The 23,819-nt window shown below is 42.7% G+C and carries 23 protein-coding genes; 14 read left to right on the forward strand and 9 right to left on the reverse strand.

The window, feature by feature from the left end:
- The first annotated feature begins 96 nt into the window (after window positions 1-96).
- The 7 genes from DUL71_RS09245 to DUL71_RS09275 all read left to right on the forward strand — a co-directional run bounded on the left by DUL71_RS09245 (window position 97) and on the right by DUL71_RS09275 (window position 9,394).
- A complete protein-coding gene (locus DUL71_RS09245; RefSeq protein WP_114937832.1) occupies window positions 97-1,572 on the forward strand; it encodes a xylulokinase in 1,476 nt (491 codons plus the stop codon).
- 106 nt (window positions 1,573-1,678) lie between these two features.
- On the forward strand, window positions 1,679-3,007 hold the full coding sequence (gene xylA, locus DUL71_RS09250; protein WP_114937833.1) for a xylose isomerase: 1,329 nt from the start codon (window positions 1,679-1,681) through the stop codon (window positions 3,005-3,007).
- 48 nt (window positions 3,008-3,055) lie between these two features.
- The gene (locus DUL71_RS09255) at window positions 3,056-4,762 is read left to right on the forward strand and encodes a sodium/sugar symporter (protein ID WP_114937834.1); all 1,707 of its coding nucleotides are present in this window, start codon (window positions 3,056-3,058) and stop codon (window positions 4,760-4,762) included.
- A 210-nt stretch (window positions 4,763-4,972) separates the two neighbouring features.
- Complete coding sequence (uxaC, locus tag DUL71_RS09260) at window positions 4,973-6,373, forward strand: glucuronate isomerase (RefSeq protein ID WP_114937835.1); 1,401 nt, start codon at window positions 4,973-4,975, stop codon at window positions 6,371-6,373.
- Window positions 6,374-7,405, forward strand: coding sequence for a sugar kinase (locus DUL71_RS09265; RefSeq protein WP_114937836.1), 1,032 nt, complete (start codon window positions 6,374-6,376; stop codon window positions 7,403-7,405). It begins immediately after the preceding gene.
- The gene (locus DUL71_RS09270; RefSeq protein WP_114937837.1) at window positions 7,402-8,064 is read left to right on the forward strand and encodes a bifunctional 4-hydroxy-2-oxoglutarate aldolase/2-dehydro-3-deoxy-phosphogluconate aldolase; all 663 of its coding nucleotides are present in this window, start codon (window positions 7,402-7,404) and stop codon (window positions 8,062-8,064) included. Before DUL71_RS09265 ends, DUL71_RS09270 begins: the two co-directional genes overlap by 4 nt.
- Before the next feature lie 19 nt (window positions 8,065-8,083).
- Window positions 8,084-9,394, forward strand: coding sequence for an MFS transporter (locus tag DUL71_RS09275; protein ID WP_114937838.1), 1,311 nt, complete (start codon window positions 8,084-8,086; stop codon window positions 9,392-9,394).
- 53 nt (window positions 9,395-9,447) lie between these two features.
- Here the strand turns inward: DUL71_RS09275 and DUL71_RS09280 are convergent, their stop codons facing one another.
- On the reverse strand, window positions 9,448-9,684 hold the full coding sequence (locus tag DUL71_RS09280) for a hypothetical protein (protein WP_114937839.1): 237 nt from the start codon (window positions 9,682-9,684) through the stop codon (window positions 9,448-9,450).
- Window positions 9,685-9,849: 165 nt separating this feature from the next.
- Between DUL71_RS09280 and DUL71_RS09285 the strand changes: the two genes are divergently transcribed.
- From DUL71_RS09285 to msrA, 3 genes are all read left to right on the forward strand, one after another.
- Complete coding sequence (locus DUL71_RS09285) at window positions 9,850-10,785, forward strand: MBL fold metallo-hydrolase (protein ID WP_114937840.1); 936 nt, start codon at window positions 9,850-9,852, stop codon at window positions 10,783-10,785.
- Window positions 10,786-10,821: 36 nt separating this feature from the next.
- Entirely contained in the window at window positions 10,822-11,073 is a 252-nt protein-coding gene (locus DUL71_RS09290; RefSeq protein WP_112575553.1) for a DUF3820 family protein, read from the forward strand.
- A gap of 74 nt (window positions 11,074-11,147) precedes the next feature.
- Window positions 11,148-11,804 carry a peptide-methionine (S)-S-oxide reductase MsrA gene (gene msrA / locus DUL71_RS09295; RefSeq protein WP_114937841.1) on the forward strand — a complete coding sequence of 219 codons (657 nt, stop codon included), beginning with the start codon at window positions 11,148-11,150 and terminating at the stop codon, window positions 11,802-11,804.
- On the opposite strand, the gene DUL71_RS09300 is transcribed toward msrA, so the two are convergent.
- Genes DUL71_RS09300 through DUL71_RS09310 form a run of 3 tightly spaced genes read right to left on the reverse strand, consistent with a single transcriptional unit; the run spans window position 11,805 to window position 13,984 of the window.
- Window positions 11,805-12,245, reverse strand: a complete 441-nt coding sequence (locus DUL71_RS09300) for a hypothetical protein (protein ID WP_114937842.1) — start codon at window positions 12,243-12,245, stop codon at window positions 11,805-11,807. It lies immediately after the preceding gene.
- Between the two features lie 2 nt (window positions 12,246-12,247).
- The gene (corA, locus tag DUL71_RS09305) at window positions 12,248-13,372 is read right to left on the reverse strand and encodes a magnesium/cobalt transporter CorA (RefSeq protein ID WP_114937843.1); all 1,125 of its coding nucleotides are present in this window, start codon (window positions 13,370-13,372) and stop codon (window positions 12,248-12,250) included.
- Window positions 13,373-13,984 carry a WbqC family protein gene (locus tag DUL71_RS09310; protein ID WP_114937844.1) on the reverse strand — a complete coding sequence of 204 codons (612 nt, stop codon included), beginning with the start codon at window positions 13,982-13,984 and terminating at the stop codon, window positions 13,373-13,375.
- 35 nt (window positions 13,985-14,019) lie between these two features.
- Between DUL71_RS09310 and DUL71_RS09315 the strand changes: the two genes are divergently transcribed.
- Together DUL71_RS09315 and DUL71_RS09320 are read left to right on the forward strand one after the other, a co-directional pair.
- Window positions 14,020-14,904, forward strand: a complete 885-nt coding sequence (locus DUL71_RS09315) for a lysophospholipid acyltransferase family protein (protein WP_114937845.1) — start codon at window positions 14,020-14,022, stop codon at window positions 14,902-14,904.
- Complete coding sequence (locus DUL71_RS09320; protein WP_114937846.1) at window positions 14,901-15,935, forward strand: glycosyltransferase family 2 protein; 1,035 nt, start codon at window positions 14,901-14,903, stop codon at window positions 15,933-15,935. The genes DUL71_RS09315 and DUL71_RS09320 overlap by 4 nt, the downstream gene beginning before the upstream one ends.
- Here DUL71_RS09320 and DUL71_RS09325 read toward each other — a convergent pair.
- The gene (locus DUL71_RS09325; protein WP_114937847.1) at window positions 15,907-18,450 is read right to left on the reverse strand and encodes a mechanosensitive ion channel family protein; all 2,544 of its coding nucleotides are present in this window, start codon (window positions 18,448-18,450) and stop codon (window positions 15,907-15,909) included. The two genes, DUL71_RS09320 and DUL71_RS09325, sit on opposite strands and share 29 nt — an antisense overlap.
- A 79-nt stretch (window positions 18,451-18,529) precedes the next feature.
- Window positions 18,530-18,949 (reverse strand): type II 3-dehydroquinate dehydratase, encoded by a 420-nt coding sequence (aroQ, locus tag DUL71_RS09330; protein WP_114937848.1) that lies wholly within the window; start codon window positions 18,947-18,949, stop codon window positions 18,530-18,532.
- A gap of 40 nt (window positions 18,950-18,989) precedes the next feature.
- Between aroQ and xerD the strand changes: the two genes are divergently transcribed.
- Window positions 18,990-19,889: a site-specific tyrosine recombinase XerD gene (gene xerD / locus DUL71_RS09335; protein ID WP_114937849.1), complete on the forward strand. Its 900-nt coding sequence runs from the start codon at window positions 18,990-18,992 to the stop codon at window positions 19,887-19,889.
- A gap of 3 nt (window positions 19,890-19,892) precedes the next feature.
- On the opposite strand, the gene DUL71_RS09340 is transcribed toward xerD, so the two are convergent.
- Together DUL71_RS09340 and DUL71_RS09345 are read right to left on the reverse strand one after the other, a co-directional pair.
- Window positions 19,893-20,315, reverse strand: a complete 423-nt coding sequence (locus DUL71_RS09340) for an acyl-CoA thioesterase (protein ID WP_090525696.1) — start codon at window positions 20,313-20,315, stop codon at window positions 19,893-19,895.
- 18 nt (window positions 20,316-20,333) lie between these two features.
- Window positions 20,334-21,488, reverse strand: coding sequence for a serine hydrolase domain-containing protein (locus DUL71_RS09345; RefSeq protein WP_114937850.1), 1,155 nt, complete (start codon window positions 21,486-21,488; stop codon window positions 20,334-20,336).
- Window positions 21,489-21,608: 120 nt separating this feature from the next.
- Between DUL71_RS09345 and DUL71_RS09350 the strand changes: the two genes are divergently transcribed.
- Window positions 21,609-21,965 carry a response regulator gene (locus DUL71_RS09350; RefSeq protein WP_114937851.1) on the forward strand — a complete coding sequence of 119 codons (357 nt, stop codon included), beginning with the start codon at window positions 21,609-21,611 and terminating at the stop codon, window positions 21,963-21,965.
- A gap of 86 nt (window positions 21,966-22,051) precedes the next feature.
- Here DUL71_RS09350 and DUL71_RS09355 read toward each other — a convergent pair whose 3' ends face one another.
- Window positions 22,052-23,728 (reverse strand): lectin, encoded by a 1,677-nt coding sequence (locus tag DUL71_RS09355; protein WP_114937852.1) that lies wholly within the window; start codon window positions 23,726-23,728, stop codon window positions 22,052-22,054.
- Window positions 23,729-23,819 lie beyond the last annotated feature (91 nt).

Below are 23,819 nucleotides of genomic sequence, written 5' to 3' on the forward strand. Positions count from 1 at the left end.
ATCGATTGCAATTTTTATTTATTTATTTATTTTCGTTGCGTTAAGTTACCAATTAATAAATACAACCAAAAAATCACACAAAAATCTGAATAGGCTATGCTATTATTAGGGATTGATATAGGTACTTCGTCGGTAAAAGTAAGTGTAGTGGATGCCGCTACGCAAAATACGATTGCGTCTGCGCAATACCCGGACGAGGAGTCGCCAATAAAAGCATTGCATCCCGGTTGGGCCGAGCAATCTCCATCCATGTGGTGGGAACAGGCACAAAAGGCACTTGAACGCTGCCATGCCAAAGGTGGTTATAATTCAAAGGATATCGCCGCAATAGGTATAGCATATCAAATGCACGGCCTTGTGCTTGTTGATAAAGATCAAAATGTACTTCGCGATAGCATTATATGGTGTGATAGCCGCGCTGTCGAAATAGGAGATAAGGCATTTGCCGCAATTGGCGAGGAGCATTGTCTTTCGCATCTGCTTAATTCGCCCGGTAACTTCACGGCCTCAAAACTGGCCTGGGTAAAAGAAAACGAACCGGAGATCTATAATAAAATTGATAAGATCATGCTGCCAGGCGATTATCTCGCCATGAAACTTACCGGCGAGATCACCACATCGGTATCAGCGCTGTCCGAAGGTGTATTTTTCGATTTCAAAACCAACAGCATCTCTAAAGAGATCATTAACTACTTTGGTTTTGATGGGAATTTATTCCCAGTTATCAATCCTGTATTTTCATCGCACGGAACTTTGCAGGCGTCGGTTGCCGAAAAACTGAATTTAAAAGCGGGTATCCCGGTTACTTATAAATCAGGAGATCAGCCCAACAACGCTTTATCATTAAATGTGCTTAATCCAGGCGAAGTAGCAGCTACAGCGGGCACCTCAGGTGTTATTTATGGTGTAGATGATCAGTTAGTTTATGACCAGCAATCGCGCATCAACACTTTCGCGCATGTTAACTATACCGATGAGCAAAAGAGACTTGGCGTACTGTTATGCATTAACGGCACAGGCAGTTTATACCGGTGGGTAAAAAATACATTCGGTACAGGCTACAGTTATAATCAGATGAACGCTGAAGCCGAAAAAGCCCCATTAGGTGCCGATGGTTTACAGGTACTTCCTTTTGGCAACGGCGCCGAGCGCATGTTAAACAATAAACAGGTGGGCGCGCATTTTCAAAACATCGATCTTAACCTGCATACGCCAGCTCATATTTTCAGGGCTGTACAGGAGGGCATAGCTTCATCGTTCCGTTATGGTTTTGACATTATGCGCGGGAATGGTATGAACCCAACTGTGATCCGTGCGGGTAAAAGCAATCTTTTCCTGAGCGATCTGTTTACACAAACATTTGTAAATGCTACCGGCGTACCCGTCGAGCTTTATAATAATGACGGCAGCGTTGGCGCGGCCTTAGGGGCAGGCATTGGCGCGGGCATTTTCAAGTCACCATCTGAAGCATTCAGCAATATCAAAGCTATTAAACTGGTAGAACCTACAACAGATCAGTTTGAACCTGTTTACCAGGAGTGGAAAGCTCTTTTAGACGCAAAACTGAGGTAAAAGGAAAAAGGTTAAAGGCGAAAGGTGTTTTCTGTAATAACTCAACAACTACAAAATAAAACAATTCATTAAATCATTAATTCGATAATTAAATAATTAAAATAACATGAGCATAGTAACAGGCGAAAAGGAATTTTTCAAAGAAATAGGCCAGGTAAAATTTGAAGGCCTTGAATCAGATAACCCACTGGCGTTTCGCTGGTATGATGCGGATAGGGTAGTAGCCGGCAAAACCATGAAAGATCATTTGCGTTTTGCAGGAGCTTACTGGCATTCGTTCTGCGGTACCGGTGCTGATCCATTTGGCGGCGCTACTCATGTTTTCCCATGGGATGAAAAAGCGGATGCCGTTGAGCGTGCTAAAGACAAAATGGATGCAGCGTTTGAGTTTCTTACCAAAATGAACCTGCCATATTACTGTTTTCACGATGTTGACGTGGTTGACTATGGTAATGATGTTGCCGAAAACGACCGTCGTTTACAGGCTTTGGTTGAATATGCCAAACAAAAACAGGCTGCCAGCGGCGTAAAACTGCTTTGGGGCACCGCAAACCTGTTCAGCCACAAACGCTATATGAATGGGGCATCAACCAACCCTGATTTTCATGTATTGGCCCATGCAGGTGCACAGGTAAAAGCAGCGCTTGATGCTACAATTGCCCTGGGTGGCGAAAACTATGTATTCTGGGGCGGCCGCGAAGGCTATATGAGCCTGCTTAACACCAACATGAAACGCGAGCAGGAGCATTTAGCTAAGTTTTTACATACCGCTAAAGATTATGCCCGCAAACAAGGCTTTAAGGGTACTTTCTTTATCGAGCCAAAACCATGTGAGCCAACAAAACACCAGTATGATTATGATGCTGCCACCGTATTAGGTTTCTTACAGAAATACGATCTCATCAATGATTTTAAACTGAACCTTGAGGTTAACCATGCTACTTTAGCTGGGCATACTTTCCAGCACGAATTACAGGTTGCTGCTGATTCTGGTTTATTAGGTTCGATAGATGCCAACCGTGGTGATTCACAGAACGGCTGGGATACAGACCAGTTCCCGAACGACATCAATGAGATCACGGAATGCATGCTGATCATTCTTGAAGCAGGCGGTTTCCAGGGTGGCGGTATTAACTTTGATGCCAAGATCCGTCGTAACTCAACCGATCCTGCTGATCTGTTCTACGCCCATATTGGTGGTATGGACCTTTTTGCAAGGGCATTGGTAACTGCTGATAACATCCTGCAAAAATCAGAATACAAAAAATTACGTACCGAAAGGTATGCCTCATTTGATTCAGGTACCGGAAAAGATTTTGAAGCGGGTAAGGTTTCTTTGGAAGATTTGCGTAACTATGCGATAGCTAACGGCGAACCAAAAGTGACAAGCGGTAAACAAGAATATATCGAAAATTTGATAAATCGATATATATAGTTTATAATTGTCAATCATACATATTAAACCCAAAGACAAACCAAAACAATGAACCTCAAAACCCTCTCGAATGGCGATTATGCTGTTTTCTTTATCTACTTTATAATTGTTGCCAGCTATGGCTGGTGGGTGTATAAGCGTAAACACAACGCCGATGCCACTTCAAAAGACTATTTTTTGGCCGAAGGGTCGTTAACCTGGTGGGCCATCGGAGCATCGTTAATCGCTTCAAATATCTCTGCCGAACAATTTATAGGTACAAGTGGGTCTGCGTTTAAAATGGGCTTAGCTATATCTACTTACGAGTGGATGGCTGCTATTACCCTTATCATTGTGGCGGTTTTCTTTATCCCGGTATATCTTAAAAATAAGATCTTTACCATGCCACAGTTCCTGCATCAGCGGTACAACGGAACAGTAGCCATGATCATGGCTATCTTTTGGCTGCTGCTGTACATTGTGGTTAATTTAATGTCAATCCTTTACCTTGGCGCCTTGGCCATCAGTGGTATCTCGGGGCTTGATATCCACCTGTGTATCTGGCTGCTGGCTATATTCTCGGCAGTTATTACACTGGGAGGTATGAAGGTTATTGGATATACCGACGTTATTCAGGTAGCTGTACTTATACTGGGTGGTTTAATGGCATCTTATCTCGCACTTACTTTGTTAAGCGAAAAAGAGGGTACCACAGGCTTACTGAACGGTTTCAAAATTCTGCACAGCGAAGCTACGGATCACTTCCATATGATCTTCAAAAAGGATAATCCAAACTATATGGACCTGCCTGGCTTATCAGTATTGATAGGTGGTATGTGGATCACCAACCTTAACTATTGGGGCTGTAACCAGTACATCACTCAAAGGGCTTTAGGTGCAAACCTGAAAACCGCTCGTGGTGGTATCCTGTTCGCCGCCTTCCTTAAATTGCTGATGCCGGTTATTGTGGTGCTGCCGGGTATTGCCGCTTACCTTTTATATCAAAAAGGCATGTTCCACCAGGAAATGGCGAGTTCATCGGGTGTATTGGATCCTAACAAAGCTTATCCATCGTTGTTAAACTTATTGCCTACCGGCTTAAAAGGTCTTTCATTTGCCGCATTAACTGCTGCAATTGTAGCTTCGTTAGCAGGTAAAGCAAACAGTATCGCTACTATTTTTACGTTAGACATTTACAAAAAAGCCATCAACCCTGAAGCTACCGATAAGAAACTGGTTAACCTGGGTAAGATATCTGTTCTTGTAGCCTTATTATTAGGTATCCTGTTATCTGAGCTTATTGGTAAAGCCTTAATGGGCGAAGGTAAACAAGGCTTCCAGTACATTCAGGAATATACGGGCTTTGTATCTCCGGGTATTTTTGCCATGTTCATTCTTGGTTTCTTCTGGAAAAAGGCTACATCAAACGCGGCTTTATTTGCAACCGTTGGTGGTTTCATCTTCTCATGTTTCTTTAAACTTTGCCCAAGGTTTATTGATTTGAGCTTCCTTTCTCCATATGGCTTTTCAAAGTTGGCGCTACAGGATGATAAGGTAACCCAGCTTTATGAAATTCCTTTTCTTGACCGTATGGGCTTTGTATTTATCATCTGCGTTATCGGTATGTATATTATATCGAAAATTGATCAGGCCAGGGGCATTACTACAAATGGTCTTGAAATTGAAAGTTCAATGTTTAAAACTTCAAGAGGATTTTTAGCCGGTGCACTAATTGTAACAGGTATTGTAGTAGCATTGTACTCTATTTTCTGGTAGCATAAATTTTACCAATAGCTATAAAAGGCGATGGGTTTGGTACCTGTCGCCTTTTTTTATTATAATAAATGTGTTTTAACGTTGAACGAAAACGTTTGCGTGGATTGTTTGGACTTATTACTTCCAACTTGCCTATATGATGTGTAATTTGCCCCTTACAAGTATAAACTATAATACCATTGAGCCTGGTATTACATCTGTTAATAACCAATGAAGAATTTTTTAGATCAGGATTTTTTACTCCAAACTAAAACGGCGCAGCGATTATACCATGAGTTCGCAAGTCATCAGCCTATAATCGATTATCATTGCCATTTGCCGCCAGACCAGATTGCCGACAATATCAATTTTAAAAACATAACCCAAATCTGGCTTTATGGCGATCATTACAAATGGCGCGCCATGCGGGCAAACGGGGTTAATGAAGCTTACATCACCGGCAATAAAACCGACGAGGAAAAATTTACAGCCTGGGCGGCAACTGTACCATACACATTAAGAAACCCGTTATATCACTGGACTCACCTCGAGTTACAGCGTTATTTTGGCATTAACGAATTGCTTTCACCTGCATCTGCACAAAAAATATACGCTCAGTGTAATGAAAAACTGCAATCGCCGGAGTTTAGCATCCGTAATATTCTTAAAAACAAAAACGTAGAGGTTGTTGGCACCACGGATGATCCGCTGGATAATCTCAGCCATCATCAGAAGTTAAAACAAGACGATTATAGCGTAAAGGTGTTACCGGCATATCGCCCGGATAAAGCCATGAATGCTGATGATATCCCGGGACTTAACAAATACATAGACCAGTTGCAAACTGTTGCTAACGTCGATATTTCAAACTTCGACGATTATTTAAAAGCGCTTAAAAGCCGTCATGATTATTTTGCAGAGAATGGCTGCAAACTATCGGATCATGGCCTGGAACAGATCTACGCTGAGGACTATACCGATGCGGAGATAGCTGCGATCTTTATTAAAATAAGAAACAACGAAGTGTTATTGCCGTTGGAGATCCTGAAATTCAAATCGGCCATGTTGTATTACTTCGCTATTTGGGATCACGAGAAAGGCTGGGTTCAGCAATTCCACCTCGGAGCGCTGCGAAATAACAATGCCCGTGCTTTAACTAATCTGGGCCCTGATACCGGTTGGGATTCAATCGGTGATTTTACACAGGGCAGGGCATTATCTAAATTCCTGAACAGGCTGGATACTACCAATCAACTGGCGAAAACCATTATTTATAACCTTAACCCTGCCGATAACGAGTTATTTGCCACCATGGTAGGCAATTACAATGATGGCTCCGTAGCCGGTAAAATGCAGTTTGGTTCGGCATGGTGGTTTTTGGATCAGAAGGATGGCATGATCAAACAGATGAATGCCCTATCAAACATGGGCTTATTAAGCCGCATGGTGGGTATGCTTACCGATTCACGGAGCTTTATGTCGTTCCCGAGACATGAGTATTTCCGCAGGCTACTTTGTAACCTTTTGGGTGATGATATTGAAAACGGAGAACTGCCAAATGATATTGAATGGACGGGTAAGATCGTGAGTGATATTTGCTATTTTAACGCCAAAAACTATTTCAATTTTTAAATGAGCAATATCGAAAATACAAAGGGGAGCATCCTGTCATTCGGTGAGTTGTTATTACGCATGTGCCCGGACGGCGAAGGCCAATGGCTGGCGAAAAACAAGCTGCCATTTTTCATCGGTGGTGCCGAACTTAACGTTGCCAATGCTTTGGCTTTATGGGAGCAGCCGATAAAGTATTTTACCGCCCTGCCCGATAATGCATTGTCAGAACAGATCATCAGTTACCTGCAAGAAAAAAGCATTGACACATCTGCCATACATAAAAGCGGTAACAGGATAGGGCTTTACTACCTTACCCGTGGTAAAGATGTAAAGAACAATGCCATTGTATATGATCGTGCGGGCTCATCCTTTGCCGATCTTAAGCCAGGCATGGTTAACTGGGATGCCGTGCTTGAAGGCGTAAGCTGGTTTCATTTCAGCGCTATTTGCCCGGCCCTAAGCCAACTGGCTGCCGATGTTTGCGAGGAGGTTTTACAGGCCGCAAGCAGGAAACATATCACCATATCTGTCGATCTTAACTATCGGCCTAAATTATGGCAATATGGCAAAAAGCCAGTAGAGATCATGCCGAAACTGGTTCAATATGCTGATATCATAATGGGCAACGTTTGGGCGGAGGAAACTATGTTAGGCATTCCGGTTACGCCGGATATCCACGAATCGGGACAGCAAAGTATTTACCTGAAAGAAGGACTTTATTCTTCAGAAAAAATAATGGATGCTTACCCGCGTTGCCGTGCCGTTGCAAATACCTTCCGTTTTGATGCAGGTAAAGGTGTTGAATATTATACTTCACTTTTTACGGGAAACCGCTTTTATCACTCGGCAACTTACAATACCGAAACTGTGGTTGATAAAGTAGGCAGTGGCGATTGCTTCATGGCCGGACTTATTTACGGCTTTTACAACAAGCAGGATCCGCAGCAGTTGCTGGATTTTGCCACGGCCGCAGCTTTTGAAAAGCTGTTTATTGAAGGCGACGCGACCACCAAAACAGTTGATGAAATTTATAATGCTATGAAACAATGAGTAAAAAAGATATCGTACTTGATGCCATATTAAAACAGGGAACACTGCCGTTGTTCTTTTACAAAGATCCGGAAGTGAGCCTGCAAATAACCCGCACGCTGTATAAAGCAGGGATCAGGGTATTTGAATATACAAACCGCGGTGCAGCGGCCCTCGAAAATTTTAAAGTTTTAAAACAAGCCCTGGCCAACGGCGAAATGCCCGGCCTTGAATTGGGTATAGGCACCATTAAAAGTGTTCATGAAGCAGAGGCCTTTATTGCGGCGGGAGCCGACTTTATCGTATCGCCAATTGTTAACCCCGAAGTTGGGAAGCTGGCCGCGCAGCACAACCTGTTGTGGATTCCGGGCTGTATGACGCCAACCGAGATCTATTTAGCCCAACAAAATAGCGCTGCTTTGATAAAAATATTCCCGGCCAATATCTTAGGGCCAGAGTTTGTATCCTCTATAAGGGATTTGTTTGCCGGTCAGTTGTTCATGCCAACAGGTGGGGTTGATTTGAACCATGACAGCATCAGTACCTGGTTTAAAGCAGGGGTATGCGCGGTGGGTATGGGCAGTAAGCTCATCAGCAAAAACGTGCTCGAAAACCAGGAGTATGACAAGCTGTATAATGATACCTTGAAACTGCTGGAGATAGTACAAACCATTAAATAGCCAGTTAACCTAAATTATAATGAGAGAAGAAAAAGTTGGGAACTACCGCTGGGTGATCTGTTCGCTGGTGTTTTTTGCAACAACTGTCAATTACCTTGACAGGGCAGTGATCAGTTTACTTAAGTCAGACCTTACAAAAGAATTTAAATGGAACGATGGCGATTATGCCAATATTGAAATAGCATTTAAAATAGCGTACTCTATAGGCCTGCTTGCTGCCGGCCGCATCATCGATAAAATAGGAACCAAATTAGGATATTTCCTTTCAACGCTGTTATGGAGTATTTCGGCAGTATGCCACGCATTCGTTGGTAGCACCTTTGGCTTCGGCGTAGTACGTTCGGCATTGGGGATTAGCGAAGCAGGAAATTTTCCGGCAGCAATTAAGACAGTTGCCGAGTGGTTTCCCAAAAAAGAACGTGCTTTTGCAACCGGCATTTTTAACTCGGGTGCAAACGTAGGTGCAATAGTTGCCCCTTTAACAGTTCCGTTTATCGCGGTTACATGGGGATGGAGATGGGCCTTTATCATAACCGGTTCAATCGGCTTTATTTGGCTGGTATTATGGCAGGTTATTTACCGCGCGCCTTCAAAACACAGCAAGGTATCAAAAGCGGAGCTTGATTATATTAACAGTGATCACGACAGCCAAGCAGAGATACTGCAACCTGCCGAGCAAAAGAAAATATCATGGGGCAAGCTGTTATCCTTTAAACAAACCTGGGCGTTTGTTATTGGCAAGTTTCTAACGGATCCTATCTGGTGGTTTTACCTGTTTTGGTTACCTGATTTCCTGGAAAGCCAGTATAACTTGAACGGCACAGCAATAGCTATTCCTGTCGCGTTGGTTTACACAATGTCTACTTTCGGCAGTGTTGGCGGCGGCTGGCTGCCCATGAACCTGATTAAAAATAACTGGCCCGTATTTAAGGCCCGCAAAACATCCATGTTTATTTATGCGCTGGCGGTAATACCAATCATATTCGCACAAATTCTTGGCGGCATAAATATGTGGCTTGCAGTAATCGTAATCGGGATAGCTGCATCGGCACACCAGGCCTGGAGCGCCAATATTTTCACAACAGTTTCGGATATGTTTCCGAAACGTACAATTGGCTCGGTAACCGGGTTGGGAGGGATGTTTGGCTCTATCGGCGGAGTATTCTTATCGCTTGCTGTGCAAAAAAATCTGTTTGTATACTATCGTTCTATCCATAAAATTGAGATAGCCTATTACATCATGTTTTTTGTTTGCGGTAGCGCTTACATTTTAGCATGGCTTATCATGCACTTTTTAGTGCCTAAAATGAAGCCAATTGAACTGGACTAAACAATAAGTTCTAAAAGAGAAAGCCGGGTCAAATGATCCGGCTTTCTCTTTTATTAGGCATGACTTGTTGCTTGCTCGGCAAGCTCATCAATCCAGCTTGATAGGTAAGGCTCGGTGCCATCAATCCTTATCCATTCGCCATCCTCATCTTTAGCAATCACCAAATGTAGTGTGCCATCTACTGATCTAAATTCAAAGGCTTCTGAGTAATCAGCATGTGTTATTTGTTGGGCAGTTCCGTCTATTTCACTGTCGGTTCCGGTAAGTGTAGCATCAAATTGCTGTTTCATGGTATCTATAATTTTTAACCTAACACGCTTTGGATAATTTCTGTTTGCATTGAAACCGTTCAGACAGGTATCTTATTTATTTTTAGGCTGATAAAAATTGTTCTTAAATTTAACTCACCTAAAACTTTTAATATAGGAGTTATGTTTTGTTAACAATTATAAACCATGAACAGAAGGCTCAGTACAAAGTATTTCCAGGTATCGCAAAGGGTATGGGGAACCAAACTATTATTCGTTAATATTTATATGATAGCAAACCGCCCCGGTGCTGCCAAAGGCTGGGTTTTGGTTGATACCGGGTTAAAAGGATCGGCAAGCAAAATCATTGCTATGGCCGAAGATCTTTTTGGCCCGGGGACAAGGCCAGCTGCTATTGTACTTACACACGGACATGCTGATCACGCCGGAGGCCTTGAAGAACTTTTAAAAATCTGGAATGTTCCGGTTTATGCTCATACGCTGGAATTGCCGTATTTAACGGGTTTATCAGCATACCCACCTGCCGATCCTTCATTGAGGGATGGAATGATGAGCCTGCTATCTACATTTTTCCCTACCGCGCCAATAAACCTCGGTAATAAAGTAAAGGCTATTGAAATGGAAGAAGGGATTCCAGAGCTGCCGGAATGGAAGGTAATCCATACTCCCGGTCATACACCTGGTCATATTTCTTTGTTTTTGCCGATAAATTCAACCTTGATAGCCGGCGACGCGTTTTCTACCACTAAAGCCGAATCCGCTTTATATTCTTTTAGTTCGCTCAAAAAGCTAACCGGTCCGCCGCGATATTTCACTACCGATTGGGACGCTGCAGCTCAATCGGTTCGAAGGCTTACAGCGCTTGAGCCTCGCACGGTAGCCGCAGGCCACGGCCCTGCAATGCGTGGTCGCGAACTGCATGACGAATTGCATGAACTGGCTGATAATTTTGAACAGGTCGCGATACCCTCAAACGGGCGCTATGTTAAGCACCCGGCCGTTGCGGATGAAATGGGCGTAAAATACATTCCTCCATATGTAAGCAGCGGCATTTTAAAAGCGTCCGTTGGTTTAGCGGCAGCACTGGCAACATTTTTTATTATACGCGGATTTCAGGAATAGGATGTAACCATAGCGGTTTGTTTTTACCTTTACCCCGTGGAAAATTTACAACCAGACCCCAAAATTCTCATCGATATAGTGCAAACCCGGATGCCCTACGGTAAATACAAGGGGACTATTATAGCCGATATACCTGTATCATACCTGGAGTGGATGGCGGGCAAAGGTTTTACTAAAGATAAAATGGGGATGTTGCTTTCAACCACATTTGAGATCAAGACCAATGGCCTGAGCGAAATCCTCTTCATGGTGAAAAAATCGCTTATGCAGCAGGCAAAAAGGCCCTAAGCTTGTTTACACGGGCGTGACCATCTGCTGGTGTCAAGGCATCGTATATTAGTAAACTAATAGTGATATCCATTATGAAAAAGTTGCTCTTATACGCTGCAGGCATATTCCTGTTTTTAAGCAGTTGTGCCGATGGACAAGCATCAAAAGGTGATAATTTTGCCGTGTTACCCGCGCCGAAAGCAGGAGAGGCCGTAGCAACCTTTGGAGGCGGCTGTTTCTGGAGTATGAGCGAGGCAATGGCTGAACTAAAGGGCGTTGATAAAGTAATATCCGGCTATGCAGGGGGAACTACCAAAAAACCCACTTATAGGGAAGTATGTTCTGATAACACCAATCATGCCGAGACAGTGCAGGTGTATTATGACCCTAAGGTGATCAGCTATGACAAATTAGTTGAAGCATTCTTCTCAGCGCATGATCCAACTACGCTTAACCGCCAGGGGCCGGATGAAGGAACAGATTACCGCTCAATAGCTTTTTATCGTAACGACGCGGAAAAAAGCACAATTGAAGCAACCATAAAAAAGGTAAATGAATCAAAGCATTATGCCAATCCTGTAGTTACCCAGGTTGTGCCTTTCAAGGTATTTTATCCCGCCGAGAACTATCACCAGGGATATTACCGGTCTCATCCGGATCAGCCGTATATCCTTGCTGTTTCAGAGCCCAAAGTAATAAAGTTCAGGAAGGCAATGAAAGCGGAGCTTAAGCCTGAGTTTCAGAAATAATTATTCGATGTAATTTAATACGATAGCCGAACCTCCTACTTTTTCATCAAGAACGGCGTTTACATTGCCCCATGCAAAGTTTCTTTGAGAGCCTATTTGGTTCGATAGCCAATTCTCAAAGAAACTTTTGTTTTTTTCTTCTGTTTCCTTATTCCAGTCATTCCATGAGGACTCTGAGAATGGATGGCTTGAAATAACAAAGCTGATGGTTTTTATAAGGTCTTTGTAAAACAGGAAAATAAAAATGAAATAGTTATCTTCTACCTGGATATTTTTAATTGAATAATGCACCCAGCCATTTCCCATGCTTAATGTTCTGAGTTCTTTTTGACCAAAGTACTCCTTTAATTTCGCAGGCCGGGTAATTGAAGAAATACGAATACTTTCAGATAAAACAATCTCACCGGTTATGGAATTCAATATTTTACCTTTGAAGTCCATAACTACAAACGATTAAACCAGCCTTTTTTCCAGAATACAAAAACCTGTACAACCGCAATTAGCAGCATAAATACAATAGCATATACATAGCCGTGACGCCAGTAAAGCTCGGGCATATTATCCGGAAGGACATGGCCTTTATCATCCTGGCGCGAAAAGTTCATGCCGTAAATACCGGCAATAAAGGTAAGCGGGATAAAGATCACCGAAATAATGGTAAGCACTTTCATGATCTCATTCATGCGGTTGCTCACCATCGACAAGTACAGATCAATGATGCTTGACGTTACCTCTTTATAGTTTTCGATAAGATCCATAGCCTGGATACAATGATCATAGGCATCGCGCAAAAATAATTTAACTTCCGGCGTTATCAGTGGACTTTCCGACCGGATCATATCGTTGATCTTATCGCGCTCGGGCCAGCTGGCGCGGCGTACAACAATAAGCGTGCGTTTTAGTTGCTGGGCATCAAACATGATGGTTTTATCGGCGCTTTCATAAAGTTTATCTTCAAGCGCGTCCAGATGATCTCCAATTTGCGCCAGCAAAACAAAATAGTTATCAATTATAGTATCGGTAAGCGCATAGCACATATAACCGGGCCCAGCAGTACGAATGGCGCCTTTACCGGCTTTTAACCGGGCCTTTACCGCGTCAAAACGATCTGTGTGATCTTCCTCAAAGCTAACGATGATGTTATCTTTTATAATAGCCGAAAACTGGCAGTTGATGATCTCATTTTCTTTATTGAAATGAACTATCCTACTGGTGGAAAAGGCATAATCATCATACTCATCAAATTTAGGGCGTTGGTGGGTATTGGCAATATCCTCCAAAACCAAAGAATTGATATTACAATGAGCGCCAATTTGCTCAATCAGATCGGCATCGCCCAAACCATTTATCTTAATCCAGTGGGTGTGATTATCACATTTGTTAAGTTGTTTTAAGGCCGTTTTTATATCCTTGCCTTCGCAGGTTACAAGCTCATCCTTATTGTACGAATAAACCGAGATTATGGGCTTAAGCGCATCGCTTGGCACGTTGATGGTGCCTGGTCGGTCGCCTACATTGCCTGCACGTTTATGTTTTTTAAAGCGTAAACGCTTCAAGTTGCCATTCATTTACAAATAGTTTATTGTTTGCGGTCCCTGGTTAAACAGCAGGTCAATGATGCTCAGGTTTTTCATAAAGCCCCGGCGGTCTTCAAATACCTGAAAATATGGTTTCTGCTGCATTTCGCTTTCTTTTTTGGGATGGATAGAAAACCGAAAATCGTGCAGGTTAGGATATTCGGCCTGGTATTCATCCGTGAAATTTAATTCTGTTTTTATTTTGGTAAGCTTTAGCAGCAGGTTCAAAAGCTCCTGATTATAATCAAATAAATAGGTAATTTGTTTTTCATAAAAAGGCGCAAAATCGTCTTCGTAAAACTCAAAATAAGCCGAACGCCGATAACAGGCCTGTAAGCTTTGCCAGTGCAGGCGCTGCCACATAAAGTCGTAACTTATTTTTACATCTTTAACTTTCGTATGATTTTTTGAACCTTTAATCACCGGCACTACTAACGCCAGTACACCATCGGGCGAGTAGATATTTGCCCGGTTGCGGTAAGTTTGTTTAGGAAAGTGCTCTTCTCTTTCTATCAGTATATCAGGCTTGTACGTATTTATCTGTACAAAATAATCTACCGGTGGAAGATAAAACATCGGTAACACAGCGCCTTTTTCAATCATATATTTTATGTTTGTGCTCGAAATTTGCAAAAATAATGATAAAAAAGGGCTTTACTAAGTTAGGTATATTAATTTTATACCTTATATCGCTGCTCCCCTTTTGGATTTTATACATTTTATCTGATATAGCGTTTGTTTTTGTTTACTACATCGTTAATTATCGACGCGATGTTGTACAGCAAAACCTGCGCAATGCCTTTCCCGAAAAAACAGACCGGGAGCGGCATGATATTGAGCGTAAATACTACCGTTACCTGGCCGACCTGATTGTGGAAACCGTTAAAATGATTACCATATCAGAAAAACAGATCAGGAAAAGGGTAGTGGCCACTAACTCCGAGCTTGTTTTTGAATACTTTGCTAAAGGTAAGAGTATTATTGCAGTTGCCGGTCATTATTGTAACTGGGAAATGGCCGCCCTCAATTTTAACTTTGTTACCGATAAAAGGTTCATGATTGTTTACAAGCCTTTAAACAACCATACGTTTAACGATTTCTTTATTGAGATCCGGTCGAGGTTTGGCGGACAACCCATAGCAATGAAACAAACCTTGCGTAAAATGATCGAATACCGCAAGGAACTTACTGTTACCGTACTGGTTGGCGATCAAACACCGGTGGCGAGCGATACACACTATTTTGCCAATTTTTTAAATCAGCCAACTGCTATGTTTTTAGGAATTGAAAAAATTGCTAAAACAATTGATACAGCTGTTGTTTTTTACGACATGAAAAGGGTAAAGCGCGGGTACTATGAATATACACTCGTTCCGCTTACCGAAACACCAAAAGAAACTGCCGAATACGAAATAACAAATATGCACGTGAAATACCTGGAGGGGATGATTAAAAGAGAACCGCAATATTGGTTATGGTCGCACCGGAGATGGAAGTTTAAGCCGGAGGATTTAAATAGATGACCCATACACCCAAAGTTGCTGTAGTTATTTTAAACTGGAACGGCCTAAAATACCTTAAACAATTTCTTCCATCGGTATTATCATCAACATATCCTAACCTGGAGATTGTGATGGGCGACAATGCCTCATCCGATGATTCTGTAGCGTTTATGCGCGAAAACCATCCTTCGGTAAGGATCATCCAGAACGATAAGAACTACGGCTTTACAGGCGGTTATAACCGGGTATTAGCCCAGGTTAATGCTGATTATTATATCCTCCTTAACTCAGACGTTGAGGTTATACCCGGCTGGATAGAGCCAGTTATCGAGCTCATGGAAAGCGACAGCTTAATTGCTGCTGCCGCACCTAAAATCAGGTCATATGCTCAAAAAGATTACTTTGAGCATGCCGGTGCTGCCGGCGGTTTTATTGATAAACATGGTTACCCGTTTTGCCGTGGCAGGATCTTTTATGAACTGGAGAAAGATAATGGACAATATGAGCAATCAGGCGAGGTTTTCTGGGCTTCAGGTGCTTCATTATTTATCAAAAAAAGCATCTGGGATGAGGTTGGGGGCTTTGATGAAAGCTTTTTCGCCCACATGGAAGAAATTGACCTTTGCTGGCGCTTGAAAAACATGGGCTACAAGGTGATGTACTGCGCGCAATCAACCATATACCATGTTGGTGGCGGTACGCTTAACGCCGAAAATCCTTTTAAAACTTACCTCAACTTCCGGAACAACCTGTTTCTTATAAAAAAGAACCTTCCTTTCGGTCGGGCTGTCTGGGTGATCTGTATCCGCTTCATGATGGATCTGCTCGCCCTGATCCGTTTTTTAATGGAAGGCAAGCGCAAAGATGCCTGGGCGGTAAGCAGGGCCCATCAAAGCTTTGTATTAAGCTTATTTAAGGCGAAAGGCAAAAGGCAAAAGGCGAAAGGTGATGCAGCGCAAAACACTGCCGGTATATTCAAAGGCAGTATTGTTTGGGCTTTCTTTGTGAAAAAGAAAATCCATTTTACTGATCTCGATCCTTCGGAGTTTTAGTATCGTCTATATCCTTTTGTTCTTCTTCGCCATTGCTTAAGCCTGGTGCTTCTATTGTAATAGGAGGTAAGCCTTTGGGCCATATTACCCGAACGTCCTGCTGGCGGAATGGGATATCAATACCCTCTCTGTTGAATGCATCATAAATGTTGCCCAATACGCGGCTTTTTAAGCCCAGCCAGGTATTGATATCGGCAGCCCAGAAAAACACCCGGAAATCAACCGAGCTTTCATTCAGATTATGCAGAAATACCGATGGTGAAGGCTGGCTCATGATATCATCATGGTTGGTCAATACACTTAACAACACCCCTTTTACTTTTTCTATATCCGAGCCGTAGGCTACCCCAATAATTAATTCAACCCGGCGGTTATTATTACTTAAGGTCCAGTTAATTACGTGATGCGATATCAGGTCGCCATTTGGAATGATCACCTCTGCGCCATCTGCGGTGGCGATTTTACTGGCACGGATCCCGATATCCATAATAGTACCGGAACGGCTATCTACCTCAATAATATCTCCAACCTGGATAGGTTTCTCAAAAGCCAATATTAAGCCTGATACCAGGTTGTTTACGATATTCTGCAAGCCAAAACCGATACCTATACCAAAAGCGCTGATAATGATGGTGATTTTATCGATAGGCACCCCCGAAGCCGCAACGGCCAGGAAGAAACCTAAAGCTATCACTCCAATACGGATGAGCAGGGTAGACGTACGGTTCTTTTTCTTGGCTACGTCGATATCATTTGCGTGCTTGGCAGCAACATCATATAAATAGCTGATGATCTTTGAAGCGATAGATGACAGCCAGATCACAGCCACGAATATGATTACGCTTTGAAAGGTGAATTGCGTATTGGTACCACCTATGCTCCGGCTCTTGGTCAGGAAATCGCCCATGGAGTCAAATACAGTATCTTCAATATTGAGGTTTTGGGTAAGCATAACCAGCCACAAAATTGTAGCCAGTATACTCAATACGCTTCTGAACTTATTTTGTAATAGTTTATAATCGATGAACGAGGTAAGGTTGTTGCTTTTCTTGCCTGCTTCCAGTTGCAGGAAAAGTGCCTCCATAATGATGTGCACAATGTAATACATCGCCAGGGCGAGCCAAAGATTGTATACTATGCTAACACCAATGATCTTAGCCAGGCTTACCCGGCCAAAGACGTTACAAAAGAAAGAAGCTCCCTGAAAAAATATAAAAACCTTAAGTATAAAGCTCGTATAGGGCAGATACTCATCCTTAGCCCTGCGCACTTTTGATAAAAACCTGAAACTTATTACCGATGCGGCAAATCCTAAAATCAAAATGGCAACTCTGTCAAAATTAGTTACCTGAATATAAAGATTGCTCAGGCTGTAAAGGATAGTGATGCCGAATAGCTGCACCATAAAGCGGAACATGGTTGCCGGGCACGATTTTTTAACCATGTAAAGTATGGCTATCATCAGGACCAGCAAAAACATTTCCAATACAACTACTGGTGGGTGGTCATAAAAATTAGGAAGTAGTGTAAACGTAATGATAAGCGACGATACAAAAGGATGATTTACAACATAGCTGGCCTGATCGAACACACTCTCAGGTGTATCATTATCTCGTAGTATCCTGCGCCTGCTGGCACGTACCCAGGCAAAAAACGCGAATAACAGCACCAAACCTCCAATATGGATGAGGATATCCCGGCCTATGAAAAAGTTAAAAAGCTTCGCGTTCATATCGGCGGTAGCTTTGGTAGCTATGCCAAAATCATTGCCCTCATCGGCAGTCATGCTCCAGATATTGCTGTACTCCTGAGACATGGCCCTGATGCTGAAATCCCGGATTTTGGTATCAATCTGGTCTTTAAGGTCGAGTATCGAAATATAAACGGCTGAAGTACGGTTTTGCAGCAAGCCTATCTTTACCATCACCTTTTTATTGGTGGTATCCAAACGATGATATTTGCTGTCGATAGCTATTTTCTGAATAAGATAAGTAGTAGCCAGCGAACTATCAGCCGGCAGGATCTTTAAAACGCTATCACGGGATATAGCATCAAGATCATTCTGGTTCTGAACAAGTTTGCTGTTAATATCAGCAAGCTGCTCCTGCCACAGGTCAAGCTGGTCATCACTGCGGGTAAGCACATCCCTTATGGTATATAAGTATCTTAAGGTACTTGACTTATCGTTATCAATAAGCGATTTAATAAGGGTAACCCGCCTTTCAAACGACGGCAATTTCGTGCTGATATCGGCAGTATCTAACTTTTTTGAAAGATTACTTTTAATCTGGTTAAAGGCAGATGTATAATACTCAACTTTTTGCAGTAGGTTGTTTACAGATGTATCAGAGCGTTTAAGCGCCCTCATCATCGAATCACGCGATAGGATAGAAGCGCGAAGCGAATCCCTTACCGAATGTGTTTTTTTCTTTTTGGTTTGAGCAAACGTATCAACACTGGATAACAGTGTAACAAAAAGTAAGGTTAGCGCGGCTACTTTGAATATTTTAGGCATCTGGAACTATAAGCTAAAAGCAAAGTTTAAACGCTTTAATTGCAAAAGCGTTTTATCAAAATGATAAAATATTTTTATACTATTTAAGCGTCAGATTTTCAAGGGCCAAGCGATAGCTGTCCATCCCGAAACCGGCAATTACGCCACGACAATTGGACGCAATCATTGATTTATGCCTGAACTCTTCGCGCTTGTGAACGTTAGAGATATGCACTTCAATAACCGGTGTGTTGATAGCTGCAATGGCATCAGCAATGGCTATGGAAGTATGAGTATAGGCCCCGGCATTCATCACAATGCCATCATAACTAAAACCAATTTCATGCAGTTTATTTATAATTTCGCCCTCAATGTTGCTTTGATAGTAATCAATGGTGATGTTTGCAAAGCGTTGGCGCAGGGTTTCAAGGTAGGTTTCAAAACTGGCATCGCCATAAATTGATTTCTCGCGAACGCCTAACAGGTTCAGATTTGGGCCGTTTATAATTTGTATCTTCATTAGTTCAAACTTAGCTATAAATCATCAAAACTAAAATCAATTGGATTGGCGTTCGGCAATAAAAGGTTTTCAGGCATATTTAAAATTAGAGAAGTCGCTGTCCGATAACTCCATCCAGGCTTATAGCAGGGATATAGAAAAACTATATCAATACTCAGATTCACAGCCTGTTAAATTAAAACCCGAATTAATTACTTTAACTAATTTGCGGGGATTTATAAACTGGATAAACGAGCTGGGCATGATCCCTTCATCACAGGCCAGGATCCTTTCCGGTATCAAAGCCTTTTATAAATACCTGCTGATGGAGGATATCATCCAAACCGATCCGTCAGAATTGCTTGAATCGCCAAAAATCAGACGAAAACTACCGGATACGCTCAGCTATGAAGAGATCAATAAAATTATAGCAGCCTTAGATCTTTCGAAACCCGAGGGCATGCGCAACAAGGCCATCCTTGAAACACTTTATGGCTCAGGCTTGCGCGTGTCCGAACTCACCGAGCTCAAACTCTCAAACCTTTACCTCGATATTGAATTTATAAAAGTAACCGGTAAAGGCAATAAAGAGCGGTTGGTACCCATAGGCAGCGAAGCCATAAAAGCGCTTAAACTCTGGATAGAAAATGTACGAGTACATAACCCGATAAAAAAGGGGGAAGAGGATTACGTTTTCCTGAACCGCCGTGGTACCAGGCTAAGCCGGCAGATCATTTTTTTAACCATTAAGGATTTAGCTGAAATTGTGGGACTAAAGAAAAAAATCAGTCCTCATACCTTTCGGCATTCCTTTGCAACGCATTTGGTTGAAGGCGGCGCCGATTTGCGCGCGGTACAGGAAATGCTGGGCCACGAAAGTATTACTACAACTGAGATCTATACCCATCTGGACAGGGAATATTTAAAAAGCACGATAAACCAGTTTCACCCCCGCAGTTAATGATCAGATAAGGTATTGGTCAATTACATCCTGCGGGATCTTCGCGCCGCGACCGGTTGCCATATCAATCATCACATAATCAAACCAACCATCGCAACAGATCTTTTTAGTGGCTTTATTGGTGATGGTAAATTTTACACGGCAGCCTTTGTCGTCTATACTTTCTATGCCGGTTTTCACAATAAAGTAATCGCCCATGGTTAAGGCCCGTTTATAATCCACATGAGCGGTACGCACCACCCAGCCAAAACCGCGTTCCATAAACTTCTCCATGGCCATGCCGTAACAGCGCTCCATTTGATCATAACGGGCAGCCAGTACATAATCAAAGTACTTACTGTTATGCACATGCTGAAACATATCTATATCATCGGGGCGAACGCGAAATTCAGATTCGAAAGTGGAAAGTTGGAGTGGTGTATCCATACAGCAAATATAGTAATCCTATTTAAGCGAAAGGAAAGCTTCCAGTTTCTCATTAAAACTGTTGCCATGGTCACAATTGGTAAAAAACACATAGCCCGATTGCCGGGTTTTATCCATCAAAAAAGCTGATTGAAAGTTGCCGTTATTACCCGAATGGACATAAAAGGTATCCGATTGCCTTTGCTCAATTGCTACACCTAATCCCCAGTTCAAATAACCGGCTTTACGAAAATCTTCAGGAAGAGGAACATTTAATTGTGGGCGGTACATCTCCCGGATGCTTACCCGGCTTAACCCTTTATCTTTCATCAACGCTATGAGGAATGCAGCGTAGTCCAGGGCATTAGTATGTAGTGAGGCCGCCGGGTTGAAAGTAGCTGAATCTATTCCCAAAGATGGTAACACGGGCCAGTTTAACCCCTTAGCCGGGTCTATATGCCCATCCTGGTGCCCCTTCACTTTATGCTTCAGCATGTAGGGGGTGGCAGTGTACGAACTGTGCTCCATCTGCAAGGGAATAGCCACTTCTTTTTCAAACACAGGCTCCATATTTTGTAATGAAAGATTAAGCAGATGCACTACAACTTTGCCCAGGTAAAGAAAACCTTCACCCGAATACCCGAACGAAGTGCCGGGTTTAAAATTCAGGTAAAGCGCGCCCGGTTTAATGTGTAATGCAGAATCGGCGGTATTGAAACGCCAGTTCGGAAGCCCCGATTGATGGGAAAGCACCATGCGGGCAGTGATTAACTTGTATCGCTCATCCTGTGCGATATCCGGATAGGGAAGATATTTATACAACGGGGTATCAAGGTTTAGTAGGCTCCGGTCAACCAATTTCATAACCCAATAGGTAAATACCGGTTTTGAGAGCGATGCCGCCTCAAAAATAGACTGCTCGTCAATCGGTGTTTTTGTTTTGATATCCGTCACCCCAAAAGCACGGTGATAAACAATTTTACCTTTATTAATGAAAGCGATTGATAGCCCCGGAAGGCGAAGCGAATCCATCTGTTTTTGCAGAAAACTATCCATGGCAGCACTACTTATAACCTTTCCGTTTGGAGTTGTTATTTGAGCGTTCAGGCAACTACAGAAGGCGAATGAGGCTAATATGATAAGTAAAAATGAGCAACTGTATTTATGGTACAAGTATTGTATGCTATTTTTCATAGTGGTGTGGCATAAGCTTTTCAACTAAGACGCAGAGATTAAAGATCTGGTTACAGATTTTAGCATACTTTCGCGACCGTGCAACTACTAAAGCAATAATATCGTAGAACAGGGTAATTTATGGGTAAACATATTGTATTAATAGAAGATGAGGCAGATATACTTGATTCCACAACCTTATTGCTTGAGCACGCGGGTTTCCAGGTTTCAGGATTTAAAGCTTTTACCACGTTAGAAGAAATAGTTGCCCTGCAGCCTGATTGCTTTTTGCTTGATGAAAACCTGCCGGGCATAAGCGGGCATATCATGTGCATTTTATTTAAATCCAAGCCCCCAACAAAAGATATACCTGTTGTATTGATCTCAGCGAACCCGGCAATCAAACAAATGGCCGCCATTGGCGAAGCAGATGCCTATGTAGGCAAACCTTTTGAAATTAGAGAATTGATAGATGTATTGACGAGAGTAATGGTATAAAACGAGGCGGTTTTTTTCAAACGCCTTATTGGTTATATAAAAGAAGAGGCTGTCATTCCAACAGCCTCTTCTTTTATTAAATAAGTCTATTGATTCACCCGGAATGATTCCCATCCGCCAATAGTGGCGCGGTTACAGGTCATGGCCTGTGTGCCGTTCTCGCCTGAAATGTACTTGCCATTGCTTCCGCGGAAAGAGACAGTACCATCAGCGTTGCTCACCCAGTCAAACTGTTCCCATGGACCTACAGATGTGCGGTTACAGTTAATAGCCTGGGTACCATTTTCAGATGATACATATTTACCCGAATTTAACAAGGCGACTTTACCGCTGCCTGCATTAACAATGGTAAACTGTTCCCAACCACCAGCCGTGGGCCGGTTACAGTTCATGGGCTGTGTGCCGTTTTCGCTGCTTACATAATTGTTATTTGAGCCTTTTAATGTTATAGTTTGCCCGATTGGAGGAGTGCCCGGATTGCTGCCACCTGCCACCGGAGCTGTCGGGCGCACGGCAGTAAGCCCTATTTGTCCTTTTAACATCCGGCCACCGTCACCTGTTAACCGCAGGTAATAATCAGCAGAACAAACGGTGCCATCCTCATCCAGTGATAAGAAGTTTGATCCGGCAGGCACAAATGATGAGTTTTCTGTTGTTTTGGCAATCTGGTTACCTTCATTGTACTCATCAAACATGGATATATACAATCCCTGCGCACCACCACGAATCAGGTTATAAAACTGTGTCCACATCAGGTCGCCGTGTACGCGCTGCCGTAACTGCAGATCGCCTGGCAAAACACAAGGCTGGTAATCAATACCATTGGCATTACAATACGTCTGATCGCCAACCTGTGTATTGTTATAAAAATTATTGGCCTCAGTTATAGTACCAATCTTACCAATCATCCATGGCGAGATCATGTTTAACGCGTTGAAGGTCGGTAAAAAGTTAGGCCGTACTTCACTGGCATTAGGGTCGCGCCAATAAGCAGGTACGCCACCTATAACGTAGCAGCCCTGACTTTTAAACCAGTTGATCACGTCAAGACAAACCGCTGCCGAAAACGGGTGATTATCATCATTAAAACCAAAGCCCCAGATACATACCACCGGTTTACCATTCTGTTTGGCATAAGCTGATGACGAGGTATAGGCCGACATTTTGGTTGTCCAGTCGGTTTTTATTTCCGATTGCATGTTTGTCCACCCGCCAACATCGTACATGATATAAAATTTACGGCCCGTAGCCTCGGCTGCGGTTTTTACCTTGGCAGTTATGGCATCACGTACAGGGCCTTCGCCACCGGTTGGATTAAAACGTTGCAGCGCGGCACAGTCGATATTATTCTGCTGCATCCACTGAAACTGCACATTTACCGTTTGATCATTAAAGGAAGAAAAAAGTTTTGCCGGACTGCCGTTATTCAAATTGGCAAAACCGGTTTGATAGGTGCCGGTATACTCCCGTACATCGGGCCATGATTTTATCCCGATATTATTGGCATTAGGGGCCTGGTTATTGGGGGTTGACCAATGCCACCACAAATTAATGGGGGAACCATCGCCAATAGCGGCAAACCAGCCCTGGTAGCCTACGGTGATTTTACCCACAACATCACCGGCAGGTGAAGCGGCTGTTTTTATTTTGGATTGATTGTTATTAGCGTTAGCCGGATTTCCTGCCAGTTCTTTTTTTGAGCAGGCACTTACAAGGCCGATAATAAGCGCACAGCTTAAAACATAAAGTTTTTTTAAGTTCATAAATTCAGATGTAATTGTTTGATAGATTGGTTTGTTAACAGAATACAGGTACAACCTGCCATAAGCCTTACGGTGGCTTAAGAACGAGTGA

Origin of the sequence: Mucilaginibacter endophyticus (assembly GCF_003351025.1) — a bacterium.
In the GTDB taxonomy this organism is placed as follows: domain Bacteria; phylum Bacteroidota; class Bacteroidia; order Sphingobacteriales; family Sphingobacteriaceae; genus Mucilaginibacter; species Mucilaginibacter endophyticus.